Here is a 14,181-nt window from a genome sequence, read left to right on the forward strand (position 1 = left end):
GTGCTGCGGGCGGCGGCCTAGGGTTGCCGGGCCGCGGCCAGCGCCGCGAGCAGCGGCACCACGCGCCCCGGCGGGACCTCGTAGCGGCCGCGCCCCGCGGTGTGGAGCCAGCCGGCGCCGGTCAGTTGGCGCAGGTGGTGGTAGATCTGGCCGGTCGTGCCGATCTCCTCCAGCGCGGCCAGCTCGGCGGCGGTGCGCCGGCCGCCGGCGATCTCGCGCAGGAGCCGCAGGCGGACGGGGTGCCCGAGCGCCGCGAAGGACTCCGCGGCCTCGGACCAGTCGTCGGCGAACTGCCGCTCGGTGGGGACGCCGTACTGCCACTCGTACCGCTCGCCCGTGGGCAGGCGTACGGCTCCGGTGAACAGGACGCCGCCGTCCGCCGCCCCGGCCTCGGCGAGCCGCGCCTTGAGGCCCTCCAGCGCCCAGAAGTCGCCTTCGCCGGCGGGCGGGACGTCCCGGCCCCCGGCCTCCAGCGCCGCCATGCGCCGTTCCAGCTCCCGCACGCGCTCCTCCAGCTCCATGGAGCTAGAGAATACGTAATTACGTAATAGCGTGCAAGCGCTCCGGTGCGGGGAGGACCCGGTGCGGAAAGTTCCGGGGAACGACGAAGCCCCCGCCCGGACCGTGTGGGTCCGGACGGGGGCGTCGGGAGGTGCGTCAGGCCAGCAGGCCCGGAATCGTCGCCTCGTGCGCCGTGCGCAGCTCGCTCAGCGGGATGCTGAACTCGCCCTGGACGTCGATCTCGTCGCCGTCCACGACACCGATGCGGGTCGCGGGCAGGCCACGGGCACCGCACATGTCGGTGAAGCGGAGCTCCTCGCTGCGCGGGACGGACACGACCGCGCGGCCGGCCGACTCGCTGAAGAGGAACGTGAAGGCGTCCAGGCCGTCCGGGACGATCAGGCGCGCGCCCTTCCCGCCGCGCAGGCAGGACTCGACGACCGCCTGGACGAGACCGCCGTCCGACAGGTCGTGCGCCGCGTCGATCATGCCGTCGCGGGAGCCGGCGATCAGGATCTCGCCGAGCAGCTTCTCGCGGTCCAGGTCGACCTGCGGGGGCAGACCGCCGAGGTGCCCGTGGACCACCTCGGACCAGGCAGAGCCGCCGAACTCCTCACGCGTGTCGCCCAGCAGGTAGAGGAGCTGGCCCTCTTCCGCGAAGGCGATCGGCGTACGGCGGGTCACGTCGTCGATCACGCCGAGGACGGCGACGACCGGCGTCGGGTGGATCGCCACCTCGCCCGTCTGGTTGTACAGCGACACGTTGCCACCGGTGACCGGGGTCCCCAGCTTCAGGCAGCCGTCCGCCAGGCCGCGCGTGGCCTCGGCGAACTGCCACATGACCGCCGGGTCCTCGGGCGAACCGAAGTTCAGGCAGTCGGAGATCGCCAGCGGCCTGGCGCCGGAGGCGGCGACATTGCGGTACGACTCCGCCAGCGCGAGCTGCGCGCCCGTGTACGGGTCGAGCTTCGCGTACCGGCCGTTGCCGTCCGTCGCGATGGCCACGCCGAGGTTGGTCTTCTCGTCGATCCGGATCATGCCGGAGTCCTCGGGCTGGGCGAGGACGGTGTTGCCCTGCACGAACCGGTCGTACTGGTCCGTGATCCACGCCTTGGAGGCCTGATTGGGGTGCGTGACCAGCCGGAGGACCTGCTCGCGCAGCTCGTCACCGGAGGACGGCCGGGGCAGCTTGCCGGCGTCGTCGGCCTGGAGCGCGTCCTGCCACTCCGGGCGCTCGAACGGCCGGTGGTAAACCGGGCCCTCGTGCGCGACGGTGCGCGGCGGCACGTCCACGATCTGCTCGCCGTGCCAGAAGATCTCCAGCCGCTCGCCGTCCGTCACCTCACCGATGACGGTGGCGATGACGTCCCACTTCTCGCAGATCTCCATGAAGCGGTCGACGTGCTGCGGCTCGACGATCGCGCACATCCGCTCCTGCGACTCGCTCATGAGGATCTCCTCCGGCGAGAGGGAGGAGTCGCGCAGCGGCACGGTGTCCAGCTCCACGCGCATGCCGCCGGTGCCGGCGGAGGCGAGCTCGCTGGTCGCGCAGGACAGGCCCGCGCCACCGAGGTCCTGGATGCCCGCGACGAGCTTCTCCTTGAAGATCTCAAGGGTGCACTCGATCAGCAGCTTCTCCTGGAACGGGTCGCCGACCTGCACGGCGGGGCGCTTGGTGGGCTTCGTGTCGTCGAAGGTCTCCGAGGCCAGCACGGACACGCCGCCGATGCCGTCGCCACCGGTGCGGGCGCCGTACAGGATCACCTTGTTGCCGGGGCCGGACGCCTTGGCGAGGTGGATGTCCTCGTGCTTCATCACGCCGATGCAGCCGGCGTTGACCAGCGGGTTGCCCTGGTAGCAGGAGTCGAAGACGACCTCGCCGCCGATGTTGGGCAGGCCCAGGCAGTTGCCGTAGCCGCCGATGCCCGCGACCACGCCGGGCAGGACCCGCTTGGTGTCGGGGTGGTCGGCCGCGCCGAAGCGCAGCGGGTCGACCACGGCGACCGGGCGGGCGCCCATGGCGAGGATGTCGCGGACGATGCCGCCGACGCCGGTGGCCGCGCCCTGGTAGGGCTCGATGTAGCTGGGGTGGTTGTGCGACTCGACCTTGAAGGTGACCGCGTACCCCTGGCCGACGTCGACCACGCCGGCGTTCTCGCCGATGCCGACGAGCAGGGCGTCGTTCTCGGGGGCCTTCTCGCCGAACTGCTTCAGGTGGACCTTGCTGCTCTTGTACGAGCAGTGCTCGGACCACATGACGGAGTACATGGCGAGCTCGGCGCCGGTCGGGCGGCGGCCCAGGATCTCGCGGATGCGCTCGTACTCGTCCTGCTTCAGGCCCAGCTCGGCCCACGGCTGCTCGACGTCCGGCGTCTCGCCCGCGTGCTTGACGGTGTCGAGAGTCATGCGCTGACCAACTTCTTGAGGATCGAGGTGAAGAAACCGAGGCCGTCGGTGCGGCCGGTACCGACCAGCGGCTCGACGGCGTGCTCGGGGTGCGGCATGAGGCCGACGACATTGCCGGCGGCGTTGGTGATGCCGGCGATGTCCCGCAGCGAGCCGTTGGGGTTGTAGCCGACGTACCGGAACGCGACCCGGCCCTCGGCCTCCAGCTCGTCGAGCACGCGCTCGTCGGCGACGTACCGCCCGTCCATGTTCTTGAGCGGGACGGAGATCTCCTGGCCCTGCTCGTAGTCGGCGGTCCAGGCGGTGCCGGCGTTCTCCACCCGCAGCTTCTGGTCGCGGCAGATGAAGTGCAGGTGGTCGTTCTGCAGCATCGCGCCGGGCAGCAGATGGGCCTCGGTGAGGATCTGGAAGCCGTTGCAGATGCCGAGGACCGGCATGCCGGCCTTCGCCTGCTCGATGATCGTCTCCATCACCGGGGAGAAGCGGGAGATGGCTCCGGCGCGCAGGTAATCGCCGTAACTGAAGCCGCCCGCGAGAACGACCGCGTCGACCTGCTTCAGGTCCTTGTCGCGGTGCCAGAGCGAAACGGGCTCGGCGCCCGCCAGCCGGGCGGCGCGCAGGGCGTCCCGGTCGTCCAGCGTGCCGGGGAAGGTGACGACTCCGATACGAGCGGTCACGCCTCTTCCACCTTTACGACGAAGTCCTCGATGACGGTGTTGGCGAGGAAGGTTTCGGCCATCTCGTGGATGCGGGCGAGGGCGGCGTCATCGACCGGCCCCTCCACATCGAGCTCGAAGCGCTTTCCCTGACGGACGTCCGCGATCCCCTCGAATCCGAGGCGGGGCAGTGCACGCTGCACCGCCTGTCCCTGCGGGTCGAGGATCTCCGGCTTGAGCATGACGTCGACTACGACGCGTGCCACTGGCACTCCCGGTGGTGTGTTGCGTGGGCGGTTCCCTCAGCGTACCTGTCTCCAAATTCTACGCGAGTAGACATCTGGAGGTCCCTACAAGTGGCCGACAGTCGACCATGCGGAACACGCCGGGAACGACGAGGAAAAGAGCCGGAAAAGAAACACCACCGGCATTGCAGCGGACACGCTGATGCAATTGGCTGGGCTTCACAATGTGACGCCTTTCGCTGTACAAAGGAATGCAGAGGAAAGCGACATTGCCTCTCAACAGCCCTAAAATCGGTGTCGCCGCACGTCAGGGCGGCACACCGCGGGAAAGGACCGATATCCGTGGCGCAGCGCGTAGTGGTCACGCTCTTCGACGACATCGACGGAGGGGAAGCGGCGGAAACGGTCATGTTCGGCCTCGACGGTAAGACGTACGAGATCGACCTCAATCCCGCCAACGCAAAGAAACTGCGCAAGGCCCTCGCGCCCTACGTGGCGGCCGGGCGCAAGCGCTCCGGCGGCACCGCCGCGGGCGGCGCCGGCAAGCCCCGGGCGCCGCGCGGCCCGTACAAGCACACCGCCCTCGAACCCGATCCGGCGGCCGTCCGCGCCTGGGCCCAGTCCAACAAGATGGACGTGCCGGCCCGCGGGCGGATCCCCAAGCACGTGTACGAGGCCTTCCGCGAGGCGAGTTGAGCGGGCGGACCGGGCCCCGCGACGGGGGCCCGTCCCACCGAGTTGCGCTGCCCCCCGGGTGATCGGCTAGAGTCTGGATCACGCCGAGGGGCGAGGCCGGAAGGCCCCACCTCACGGAGCGTGCGGGTGTAGTTCAGTAGTAGAACATCCCCCTTCCAGGGGGAAGGCGCAGTGTGCGATTCCTGTCACCCGCTCCACATCGCTTACCGAGCACTCCGGTGCATCAGGTACAGTGGTGTTCGCACCGCCCGGTGGCCCCTCTTGATGAGAGGCTGACGGTCGGCAGCACTGCGGACGTGGCTCAGTTGGTAGAGCATCACCTTGCCAAGGTGAGGGTCGCGAGTTCGAATCTCGTCGTCCGCTCAGAGTACGAAGGCCCCGGTCATCACGACCGGGGCCTTCGGCGTTCCCGGGTCCTTTCGCCCGGCCGCCGCTACGGCCCGATGACATTTGTCATCGCGGACCGGTGACAGCGCGGCCTGCCCCCGCGGGCCGGGCGGCGGAAGCCTGGAGACATGACCAGTGATGTGCACGTGATCGAGGCCGAGGACCTCCGGCGCCGGTACACCGGGGGGTTCGAAGCCGTGGGCGGGATCTCCTTCGCCGCGGCCCACGGCGAGGTGTTCGCCCTGCTCGGCACCAACGGCGCCGGCAAGACCTCCACCGTCGAACTGCTGGAGGGCCTGGCCGCGCCGAGCGGCGGCCGGGTGCGGGTGCTCGGCCACGACCCGTACCGCGAGCGGGCCGCCGTACGCCCCCGGATCGGCGTGATGCTCCAGGAGGGCGGCTTCCCCTCCGACCTCACGGTCGCCGAGACCGTCCGCATGTGGTCCGGCTGCACCAGCCGGCCCCGCCCGGCCGGCGAGGCCCTGGAGATGGTGGGGCTGACCGCCCGCGCCCGCGTCCGCGTCAAGCAGCTGTCGGGCGGCGAGCGGCGGCGGCTCGACCTGGCACTGGCCCTGCTCGGACGGCCCCAGGTGCTCTTCCTGGACGAGCCGACGACCGGACTCGACGCCGAAGGGCGCCGCGACACCTGGGAGTTGGTGCGGGCGCTGCGCGAGGACGGCACGACCGTCCTGCTGACCACCCATTACCTGGAGGAGGCCGAGGCCCTCGCCGACCGGCTGGCCATCATGCACCGGGGGCGGATCGTGACGGCCGGGACCCCGGCGGAGGTCACCGCCTCGCGGCCCGCCCGCATCCGCTTCGTCCTCCCCGAGGGCGTACCCGCGGCACGGCTGCCGCTGTCCCTGCGGGCCGCCGCCACCGGACGCCGCGTCGAGATACGCACCCACGAACTCCAGGACGCGCTCGGCGAACTCCTGCTGTGGGCGCGGGAGACCGGCGTACGCCTGGAAGGGCTCGACGCCCGCTCGGCCTCGCTCGAAGAAGCCTTCCTCGACATCGCACAGACCGAAACGGCAGGGGTGTGACATGACGGCCAGGGCGGAACGCATGGGCGCGCTGGGGCGCGCCGAACTGACCCTCCTCGTACGGAACCGCTACGCGCTCTGCGTGGCGCTGCTGATGCCGCTGCTGATGGTCGGCTTCATGCGGTCCTCGCTCGACCAGGTCGGGCTGGAGGAGACCGGGATGAGCGCGGTCGAGGCGTCGCTGACCGGGGGCGTGGTGATGGCCCTGCTGCTCGTGGTCTATCTGAACCTCGTGTCCGCGTACGTCGCGCGCCGCGAGGAGCTGGTGCTCAAGCGGCTGCGCACGGGGGAGGCGTCGGACCCGGAGATCCTGGCCGGGACCGCGCTGCCGGCAGCCGTGCTCGGGCTGGCGCAGTGCGTGCTGATGGTGGCCGCCGGGGTCGCCTTCCTCGGCGTACGGACGCCGGAGCGGCCCGAACTGCTCGTGCTGGGCGCCCTGCTGGGGCTGGTGCTGCTGGCGGTGCTCGCCGCGGCGACCGCGGCGCTCACGAGGACGGTCGAGAGCGCCCAGATCACCACCATGCCGCTGTTCGTCGTCTCGTCGATCGGCTCCGGGCTCTTCCTGCCGCTGGAGGCGTTCCCCGACGAGATGGCCTCCGTGTGCGAACTGCTGCCGCTCACCGGCGTGATGACGCTCGTACGGGCCGGATGGCTCGGTGCCGGGGACACGACGGCCGGGGACCTGGCGGGCGCCGCGGTGACCGCGCTGGCCTGGATCCTGATCTCGGTGTTTGCTGTGCGGCGGTGGTTCCGGTGGGAGCCGCGGCGCTGAGGGGGGCGAGGACATGAAACTGACGGGGTGGTGGAGCCGGCGCAGCAACCCGGAGAAGGTGGAGCTCTACACCCGTTGGTCGTACCACACCTTCGCGGTGATCGAGGTCCTCTACATCGGGCTCGGTGTGCTCGGCGGGTCGCCGAACCCGCTCGGCGGATGGCTGTTCCTGCTGGTGTGCGCCCATGCCGTACTGGGTGGCGTGCTGGCGTCCCGCGCCCTGGACTGGACCGTGGGCCGCCGCGGGCGCCCGCACCGGCTGATGGCCGCGCACGCGGTGGCGTCGTGCGTGCTCGCCGCGGGCGCGCTGGCCCTGCGCCGGTCGGGGGCGCTCGCCGACGCGGGGACCGCCGCGATCATGGTCACGGGGATGGTCGGCTTCGGGATCGGCGGGCTGGTGCTCGCCCTGGCCAAGGTCCGGCACATGCTCTGGCTGGTGCTCGGCTCGACGGTCGGCACCGCGCTGGTGTGCCTCGCGCTCGGGCTGCCGGTCGAGGAGCTCATCGGCTTCTCGGTCGGGGTGGTGATCGCCGGGCTGCTGCTCGCGTTCACCAGTGGCTTCTCGGGCTGGCTGCTGCGCTCCGTGTGGGAGCTCGACGCCGCGCGGGAGCTCCAGGCGCGGCTCGCCGTCGCGGAGGAGCGGCTGCGCTTCGGGCGCGACCTGCACGACGTGATGGGCCGCAACCTGTCGGTGATCGCGCTGAAGAGCGAGCTGGCGGTGCAGCTGGCACGGCGGGGCCTGGCCGAGCGGGCGGTGGAGCAGATGGCCGAGGTGCAGCGGCTCGCGCAGGACTCCCAGCGGGAGGTGCGCGAGGTGGTGCGCGGCTACCGCGAGGCCGACCTGCACACGGAGCTGGAGGGCGCGCGCGGGGTGCTGGCCGCGGCCGGGATCGCGTGCGACGTCGCGACCGCGGACGTCGCCCTGCCGGCCCCCGTGCAGTCCGCGCTCGCCTGGGTGGTGCGGGAGGCCACGACCAATGTGCTGCGGCACGGGGACGCGCGCCGCTGCACGGTGTCGGTGGGCGCGCAGGACGGGCGCGCGGTGCTGGTGGTCGAGAACGACGGGGTCGGGCAGGCCGCGGGAGCGTCCGGCGGCCCGGCGGCCGCCCCGGGGGCGCCGGGGTCCGGCGGCACCGGTCTCACCGGGCTGCGGGAGCGGCTCGCCGCGCTGGACGGGACGCTGGAGGCCGCGCGCCTGCCCGGCGCCCGGTTCCGGGTGACGGCCCGGGTGCCGCTGGGCGGGTCGGCCGGCGGCTCGGCTTCCGTATCGGCCGGCGGATCGGCCGGCGGATCGGGGAGCGGATCGGGGAGCGGTCCGGCGGGCGCCGAGCCCACCCGGGCCGCACCGGCCGGAGCCGTGCCCACCGGAGCCGCGCCGGCCGCGGAAGCCGGCGTGACGCGGTGCGCGGCGGGCGCGGGTGCCGGCACGGGTACGGGTGCGGGCGCCGGGCGGGAACAGGAACGGGAACGGGAACGGGATGAGCGGTCCGCGGACGCCGGGGAACGCGGTGCCGGAGTGGTGGGAAGGGCGTGGTGACACCCGTGCGTGTGCTGCTCGCGGACGACGAGCACCTGATCCGGGGCGCCCTCGCGGCGCTGCTGGGCCTGGAGGATGACCTGGAGGTCGTGGCCGAAGCGGGGTCCGGGACCGAGGCGCTCGCCATGGCACGGGCCCACCGGCCCGATGTGGCGGTGCTGGACCTGCAGATGCCGGGCGCCGACGGTGTGAAGGTCGCCACAGTGCTGCGGGCCGAGCTGCCCGAGTGCCGGACCATGATCGTGACCAGTCACGGCCGCCCGGGCCACCTGAAGAGGGCGCTCGCGGCCGGGGTGCGGGGCTTCGTGCCGAAGACCGTCAGCGCCCAGCAGCTCGCCGAGATCATCCGTACCGTCCACGCCGGACACCGCTACGTGGACCCGGAGTTGGCGGCCGACGCGATCTCCGCCGGGGACTCGCCGCTGACCGCCCGGGAGGCGGAGGTGCTGGAGCTCGCGGCGGACGGGGCACCGGTCGCGGAGATCGCCGAGCGCGCGTCTCTGTCCCCGGGGACGGTCCGGAACTACCTCTCCTCCGCCGCCACGAAACTCGGTGCCGAGAACCGTCATACGGCAGTGCGTCTCGCACGCGAGCGAGGTTGGGTATAGTGATACCGCGCAACAGCGCAGGCGGACGTAGCTCAGTTGGTAGAGCGCAACCTTGCCAAGGTTGAGGTCGCGAGTTCGAGCCTCGTCGTCCGCTCAGATGAAAGCCCCCGGCCGGTCGGCCGGGGGCTTTCGCGTCGTCATGCCCAGCTCGTCCCGGTCAGCCGCTCGTACGCCTCGATGTACTTGGCGCGCGTCGCCTCCACGACCTCCAGCGGCAGCGCGGGGGGCGGCTGCTCGCCGGCGCGGTCCCAGCCGGAGGCCGGGGACGTCAGCCAGTCCCGTACGTACTGCTTGTCGTACGACGGCTGCGCGCGGCCCGGCTCCCAGCTGTCGGCGGGCCAGAAGCGCGAGGAGTCCGGGGTCAGCACCTCGTCCGCGAGGACCAGCCCGTCGCCGCCGTGGCCGAACTCGAACTTGGTGTCGGCGAGGATGATCCCCCGGTCGCGGGCGATGTCGCGGGCGCGGGAGTAGATCGCGAGGGTCGACTGCCGCAGCTGCGCGGCGGTCTCGGCGCCCACCTGGCGGGCGACCTCCTCGTACGACACGTTCTCGTCGTGCTCGCCGACGGCCGCCTTGGTGGCGGGGGTGAAGATCGGCGCGGGCAGCTCGGAGCCGTCGGTGAGCCCCTCGGGGAGCGCGAGGCCGCAGACGGTACGGCTCTCGTCGTACTCGGCGAGGCCGGAACCGGTGAGGTAGCCGCGGGCCACGCACTCGACCGGGATCATGCTCAGCGACCTGCACACCAGCGTGCGGCCGGCCCAGTCGGCCGGGGCGCCGGCGGGCAGGTCGGTGGAGAGCACGTGGTTCGGGATCAGGTCGGCGAGCTGGTCGAACCACCACAGCGACAGCTGCGTGAGGACCCGGCCCTTGTCCGGAATCTCGGAGGGGAGCACCCAGTCGTAGGCGGAGATGCGGTCGCTGGCGACCATGACGAGGTCGCCCGCCTCGTTCCGGTACAGGTCGCGCACCTTGCCGGTGTGCAGGTGCACCAGCCCCGGGACCTCGACTGGCTCGGGCTTTTCGACGAATCCGGACACGGTTCCTCCCCGTGGTTCCGTACAAGGACAGTGCTGATTGTGTCCTATCCCGGGATCCAGTGTGCGCGCAGGTCAGCGCCCCGGTAGGCGCCGGTGCGGCCACCCGGGGCGGCGCGGCCGGCCACCACCGTCACGCCGGGCTCCGGGGACCGGCGCTCATCGGGCGCGTCAGTCGCGTTTGCAGATGCGGTCCAGGAGGTTCGCCGTCGCCCGCTGGATGCGGAGGTCGACGTGACCCGGGCGGTCGAGGGCCGGGGACCAGGCGAAGGTGCCGGAGGCGAAGACGAGGGCGCCGGAGGGGGCGCGGTAGAGGGAGGTCTCCTGGTGGCGGCGGGAGCCCTCGGTGTCCCGGTAGGGGGAGTGGGCCAGAAGGATGCGGTGCTGGTGCTGCGGGAGGGCCGTGCGGGGGAAGTAGCGGTCGGCCTCGCCGGCGACCATGCCCGGCAGTTCGTCGCCCTCGCCGGCGCCGGTGGCGTCCCACAGCCAGTGCTCGGCGTTGCGGACGACCAGGGGGTGCGGTTCGGGCACGCGGCCCGCGTACTGGATGCCGAGCAGCTGCTGCTCGGGGCGGTCGATCTCGCGCCACAGGGCCGGTTTGCCCGGACCGCGGCGTTTTCGGCAGGTGAGGAGGCGGTCGGGGACGCCGGAGGGCGAGGGCCCGAGCTCCACCTGCCAGTACATGGTGTTGGCGGAGAGGAAGACGAGCGAGGTGCCCTGGTCGCGGGCCGCCTCGACGGTACGGCGCATGGGGACGGACCAGTACTCGTCGTGCCCGGGGAAGACCAGGCCCCGGTAACGGGTCGGGTCGATGCGCCCGGCGTGCAGGTCGCGGGCGTCGGCGTAGGCGAGGTCGTAGCCGTACCGCTCGGCCCAGCGGATGAAGTCGTACGCGTGGCCGACGTGGAGCGGCAGGCCGGCCCCGGCGTACGGGCGGTCGAAGGAGACGGTCGTCGCCGCGTCCTCCTCGCCGAGCAGCCGGCCGTCCTCGTCCCAGGCGTGGTAGAGGCTGGCCCCGGTCCGGCCGTCCTCGGGGTACAGGTTGTACGCCTGCCAGGTGATGTCCGGCAGCAGGAGCAGCAGGTCGGCGGGGTGGTGGTCGCGGACCGTGAAGGGGATGTGGGAGCGGTGGCCGTCCAGGGTGGTCAGGACGGCGACGTACGCGCCGATCGACCAGTACGAGGGCACCTGGAGGCGCCAGGACAGCCACCAGTGGTGGCACGAGACGGTGCGGTCGGCGGTGAGCGGCGGGGGCTGGACGATGCCGGAGAGGCGCGGGCTCGTGGTGATCTTCGCCGCGCCGTCGCCCGCGTAGTGCCCGATGCGATAGATGTCGACCGAGAACTGCTGGGGCGGGTCCACGGTGATGTGGAAGTCGATCGCCTCGCCGGGCGCGACGGCGCCGGTGGAGGCGAAGCCCTTGATCTGACGGCGCACGTCGTCGGCGGAGCGCGGGCCGCCGTGGCCTCCGCGCGCGAGTTCGGGGTCGGCGTACCAGGGGACGACCTGGCCCGTGTCGCCGAAGTACTGCTCACTGCCGCGCAGCCAGGGCAGCGGCCCCTGGCCGAACGGGTCGGTCACGGCGTGGGCGAGCGCTCCCGACTCCCATCGCCGAATCTGTTCCGCCCCCATGCTGCGCCCCTCCCTCGTCGCCCCCGTGATGTGTTCAGTGCCGTTCCCCAGCACATCACATAACGCACGCACTCCGTCACCGTTCGTCGTTATTTGGCGAGAACGGAATGCGATATTCCAGTCGTATCGACTGCGGGCGGGGGCCGGCGGCATGCCGTCAGCCGAGGCGGACGGGCTTCTCGGGCCGTACGCCGACGGCGGCGAGCCAGTCGCGCAGCGGCTGCGGGTCGGCGTCCTCGATGAGCGTGAGGACCGGACCGGCGAGGTCCGCCCGCCGCTTGCCGCCGACCAGCAGGGCGGGGCCGTCGAGCCAGTCCAGCCCGGGGGCGGCTCCGGCCGTGTCGACGGCGGCGCAGCAGACCATGGCCGTGACGTGGTCCACGAGCAGGTCGCGCCCGGTGCGGGGTGGCTGCAGCGGGAACAGCGGCAGGGGGCCGCCGGCCCAGCCGAGCGCGATCTCGGCGGGGTGCCCGGCGGCGGGCGCCGCGGGGGCACCGGAGGTGCCGGTGGTGCCGCCGGACGTCGGGGCGGGCGTGAAAGCGGGTCCTGGCGCGTGGGCGGGTGTCTGGCCCGACGCGGGAGCGGGCGCGGGAGCGGGCGTCGGCGCCGTTCGCGCGGGTGCGGGCGATTGGGCGGGTGCATGGGCCGGTGCCGCCGCCTCGGGGCGCGATTCCGGTCCGCCGGCGGGGCCTGGGGCGGGCGCCTCGTCCACGGGGCCACGGGCCGCGGCACCGGGCCCGGAGCCGGGCGTCCGCGGGGGGCCGGGGGGCACGGCACCCGCGGGCGCCGCGTGGGGGGCCGCGGTCGCCGGGGTGACCGTGCCCGGGGTCGGTCCCGCGTCCGGCTTCCCGTCCGTCGAGACGGCCGCGGAGTCGGTGCGGCCCGCACTCGCCGGGTCGGCGTGCGGCCCGGCCGGGGCGGCCTCCGAGTCGGTGCGGCGTGCACTCGCCGGGTCGGCGTGCAGCCCGGCCGGGGCGGCCTCCGAGTCGGTGCGGCGTGCACTCGCCGGGTCGGCGTGCAGCCCGGCCGGGGCAGTCGCGGGGTCGACGCCGGGTACCGCGGCCGGTGCAGTCGCCGGGTCGACGCCGGGTACCGCGGCCCGGGCGGTCACCGTGGGGTCCGGGCGCGCCGGGGTGGGCGACTCAGGGGTTTCGGGGGCGGGGGAGGTCTGTGGCGGATGGGGGGCAGGGGCGAGATCCGGCCACGGTGCCGAGCGGGGCGGCGCGGTCTCCTCGGCGGCGAGGGTCGCGGTGATCGCCGCCGCGAGGGGGTCGGCCGTCTCCGGGGTGGTCAGGTGGTCGAGGACCCGGGACAGCGTGGGTTCGGCGGCGCCGCTGCGGACGCCCAGGCGGTCGAGGGCCCGGTGGAGGCGGGCGGCCTCGGTACGCCACTTGCGGTCGACGACCTCGTCCGGGTACTGCTGCCAGTCCACCGGCGCCCAGTCGGGGCCCACCTCGGGCGGCCCGCCGTGGAAGAGGCGGGCGGCCAGCAGCGAGGCGGCCTCGTCGACCAGCCCCGGCTCCTCCAGCAGGTCGCACGCCGGGCGCTCGCCCAGCCGGGAGGCGAAGCCCTCGGCGAGCCGGTCGCGGCGCGACAGCTCCGTCAGCGCGGAGACCACGCCCGCGTCCAGCCGGCAGGGCCACCGGCCCATCCGCCAGGCGGGCAGCGCCACCCGGGTCAGCAACCGGTCCCAGCCCGCGTACGCGAGCCCGACCTGCTCCTGCGCGACGATCCGCAGCCCGTAGTCCACCGTCCGGGCACGCTCCGACGCGGCCGACGCGACGCCCCGCTCCATCTCCCCGACGTGGACCTGGCAGCCCCGCAGCAGCAGCCGCGCGGCCGCCGCCACGCCCCGCGCCCCCAGGCGCCGTACCGGATCGAGCCCCGGCCGGCCCGCCACCGCGACCGCGGCGTCCAGGCCCCGTACGAAGCGGCGCGCGGCGGCTATGTCCGGGTGCGCCGACGGTCCCGTGCCGGCGACGACCGGTGCCAGCACCGCGCGCAGCTCGCCCACGCGCATCCACCACAGGAAGGGCGAACCGATGACGAGCACGGGTGCCGTGCCCTGGCGGTGGGCGCCGGGTATGCGGTGCGCCCGGTGCGTACGGTCCTCCAGCCAGCTGTCGCAGTCCGGCGTCAGCGCTATCGCGGACGGCACCGGCACGTCCAGTCGCACCGCCAGGTCCTCCACCAGCCGGTACAGGTCGGGCGCCGACTCCTCGGCGATCTCCACCGTGGGGCTCAGCGCGGGACGCGCCCGGGCGATCACGGTCGCGACGGCGGCCGCGGCGAGGAGGACCGGCACGGCGACGCACGTCACCAGCCAGCGGGCGGCGTCCCAGCCGCCTCCGTGCAGGTGCCCGGTGACCGGTCCCGCCCAGAGCACGACGGCGACGGCGACCGGCAGCAGCGCGACGGCCACGGCCCTGCCGCGGATGCGCAGCACCGCGAGCGCACGGGCCCGTGCGGCCCGCGCACCCCGCTCCTCACCCATTCCGGCATCGGACATGGCCGTACGTCACCCCCTCCTGCCCTGCGGCGGACTGCCCTGCGGTGGCGTTGCTCACTCCCCCACTGTGGCACCCGCCACTGACACCGCAATGCCGGTGGGCCAAGTGCCGGAACGCCTGCGCGGCACCCTAGTTGGGGCGTCGGCAGGCG

The 14,181-nt window shown here is 73.3% G+C and carries 12 protein-coding genes and 3 tRNA genes; 8 read left to right on the plus strand and 7 right to left on the minus strand.

From position 1 onward, the window contains the following. Positions 1 to 17 precede the first annotated feature (17 nt). From ACIA79_RS21980 to purS, 4 genes are all read right to left on the minus strand, one after another. Positions 18 to 521 carry an ArsR/SmtB family transcription factor gene (locus ACIA79_RS21980; RefSeq protein ID WP_399430035.1) on the minus strand — a complete coding sequence of 168 codons (504 nt, stop codon included), beginning with the start codon at positions 519 to 521 and terminating at the stop codon, positions 18 to 20. Positions 522 to 657: 136 nt separating this feature from the next. Further along, complete coding sequence (gene purL / locus ACIA79_RS21985) at positions 658 to 2,907, minus strand: phosphoribosylformylglycinamidine synthase subunit PurL (protein ID WP_399430036.1); 2,250 nt, start codon at positions 2,905 to 2,907, stop codon at positions 658 to 660. Further along, positions 2,904 to 3,584, minus strand: coding sequence for a phosphoribosylformylglycinamidine synthase subunit PurQ (gene purQ / locus ACIA79_RS21990; RefSeq protein WP_399430037.1), 681 nt, complete (start codon positions 3,582 to 3,584; stop codon positions 2,904 to 2,906). Before purQ ends, purL begins: the two co-directional genes overlap by 4 nt. Further along, entirely contained in the window at positions 3,581 to 3,829 is a 249-nt protein-coding gene (gene purS, locus ACIA79_RS21995) for a phosphoribosylformylglycinamidine synthase subunit PurS (protein WP_023587565.1), read from the minus strand. The genes purQ and purS overlap by 4 nt, the downstream gene beginning before the upstream one ends. Positions 3,830 to 4,150: 321 nt before the next feature. On the opposite strand from purS, the gene ACIA79_RS22000 reads away from it, so the two are divergent. The 8 genes from ACIA79_RS22000 (at position 4,151) to ACIA79_RS22035 (ending at position 8,948) form a co-directional block, all read left to right on the plus strand. Then, a complete protein-coding gene (locus tag ACIA79_RS22000; RefSeq protein WP_399430038.1) occupies positions 4,151 to 4,504 on the plus strand; it encodes an Lsr2 family protein in 354 nt (117 codons plus the stop codon). Positions 4,505 to 4,626: 122 nt separating this feature from the next. Then, a tRNA-Gly gene (locus ACIA79_RS22005) sits at positions 4,627 to 4,701 on the plus strand. A 93-nt stretch (positions 4,702 to 4,794) separates the two neighbouring features. Beyond that, positions 4,795 to 4,867, plus strand: a tRNA-Gly gene (locus ACIA79_RS22010). 152 nt (positions 4,868 to 5,019) lie between these two features. Further along, positions 5,020 to 5,937, plus strand: coding sequence for an ABC transporter ATP-binding protein (locus ACIA79_RS22015; RefSeq protein ID WP_399430039.1), 918 nt, complete (start codon positions 5,020 to 5,022; stop codon positions 5,935 to 5,937). 1 nt (position 5,938) lies between these two features. Then, positions 5,939 to 6,709, plus strand: a complete 771-nt coding sequence (locus ACIA79_RS22020) for an ABC transporter permease (protein WP_399430040.1) — start codon at positions 5,939 to 5,941, stop codon at positions 6,707 to 6,709. 13 nt (positions 6,710 to 6,722) lie between these two features. Beyond that, complete coding sequence (locus tag ACIA79_RS22025; protein WP_399430041.1) at positions 6,723 to 8,246, plus strand: sensor histidine kinase; 1,524 nt, start codon at positions 6,723 to 6,725, stop codon at positions 8,244 to 8,246. Continuing rightward, positions 8,243 to 8,854, plus strand: a complete 612-nt coding sequence (locus tag ACIA79_RS22030; protein WP_399430120.1) for a response regulator — start codon at positions 8,243 to 8,245, stop codon at positions 8,852 to 8,854. Before ACIA79_RS22025 ends, ACIA79_RS22030 begins: the two co-directional genes overlap by 4 nt. Positions 8,855 to 8,875: 21 nt before the next feature. After that, positions 8,876 to 8,948: transfer RNA gene (locus tag ACIA79_RS22035), tRNA-Gly, on the plus strand. Between the two features lie 43 nt (positions 8,949 to 8,991). Here the strand turns inward: ACIA79_RS22035 and ACIA79_RS22040 are convergent. The 3 genes from ACIA79_RS22040 to ACIA79_RS22050 all read right to left on the minus strand — a co-directional run bounded on the left by ACIA79_RS22040 (position 8,992) and on the right by ACIA79_RS22050 (position 14,029). Continuing rightward, complete coding sequence (locus ACIA79_RS22040; RefSeq protein ID WP_399430042.1) at positions 8,992 to 9,891, minus strand: phosphoribosylaminoimidazolesuccinocarboxamide synthase; 900 nt, start codon at positions 9,889 to 9,891, stop codon at positions 8,992 to 8,994. A 168-nt stretch (positions 9,892 to 10,059) separates the two neighbouring features. Next, the gene (locus ACIA79_RS22045; RefSeq protein WP_399430043.1) at positions 10,060 to 11,520 is read right to left on the minus strand and encodes a N,N-dimethylformamidase beta subunit family domain-containing protein; all 1,461 of its coding nucleotides are present in this window, start codon (positions 11,518 to 11,520) and stop codon (positions 10,060 to 10,062) included. Between the two features lie 157 nt (positions 11,521 to 11,677). Next, positions 11,678 to 14,029, minus strand: coding sequence for a hypothetical protein (locus ACIA79_RS22050; RefSeq protein ID WP_399430044.1), 2,352 nt, complete (start codon positions 14,027 to 14,029; stop codon positions 11,678 to 11,680). Between the last annotated feature and the right edge of the window lie 152 nt (positions 14,030 to 14,181).

Origin of the sequence: Streptomyces sp. NPDC051310 (genome assembly GCF_044455245.1) — a bacterium.
In the GTDB taxonomy this organism is placed as follows: Bacteria; Actinomycetota; Actinomycetes; order Streptomycetales; family Streptomycetaceae; genus Streptomyces.

Coding starts and splice junctions, on each gene's coding strand:
- ACIA79_RS21980 (WP_399430035.1), bottom strand. CDS start 521: ATGGAGCTGGAGGAGCGCGTGCGGGAGCTGGAACGGCGCATGGCGGCG.
- purL (WP_399430036.1), bottom strand. CDS start 2,907: ATGACTCTCGACACCGTCAAGCACGCGGGCGAGACGCCGGACGTCGAG.
- ACIA79_RS22015 (WP_399430039.1), top strand. CDS start 5,020: ATGACCAGTGATGTGCACGTGATCGAGGCCGAGGACCTCCGGCGCCGG.
- ACIA79_RS22020 (WP_399430040.1), top strand. CDS start 5,939: ATGACGGCCAGGGCGGAACGCATGGGCGCGCTGGGGCGCGCCGAACTG.
- ACIA79_RS22025 (WP_399430041.1), top strand. CDS start 6,723: ATGAAACTGACGGGGTGGTGGAGCCGGCGCAGCAACCCGGAGAAGGTG.
- ACIA79_RS22045 (WP_399430043.1), bottom strand. CDS start 11,520: ATGGGGGCGGAACAGATTCGGCGATGGGAGTCGGGAGCGCTCGCCCAC.
- ACIA79_RS22050 (WP_399430044.1), bottom strand. CDS start 14,029: ATGTCCGATGCCGGAATGGGTGAGGAGCGGGGTGCGCGGGCCGCACGG.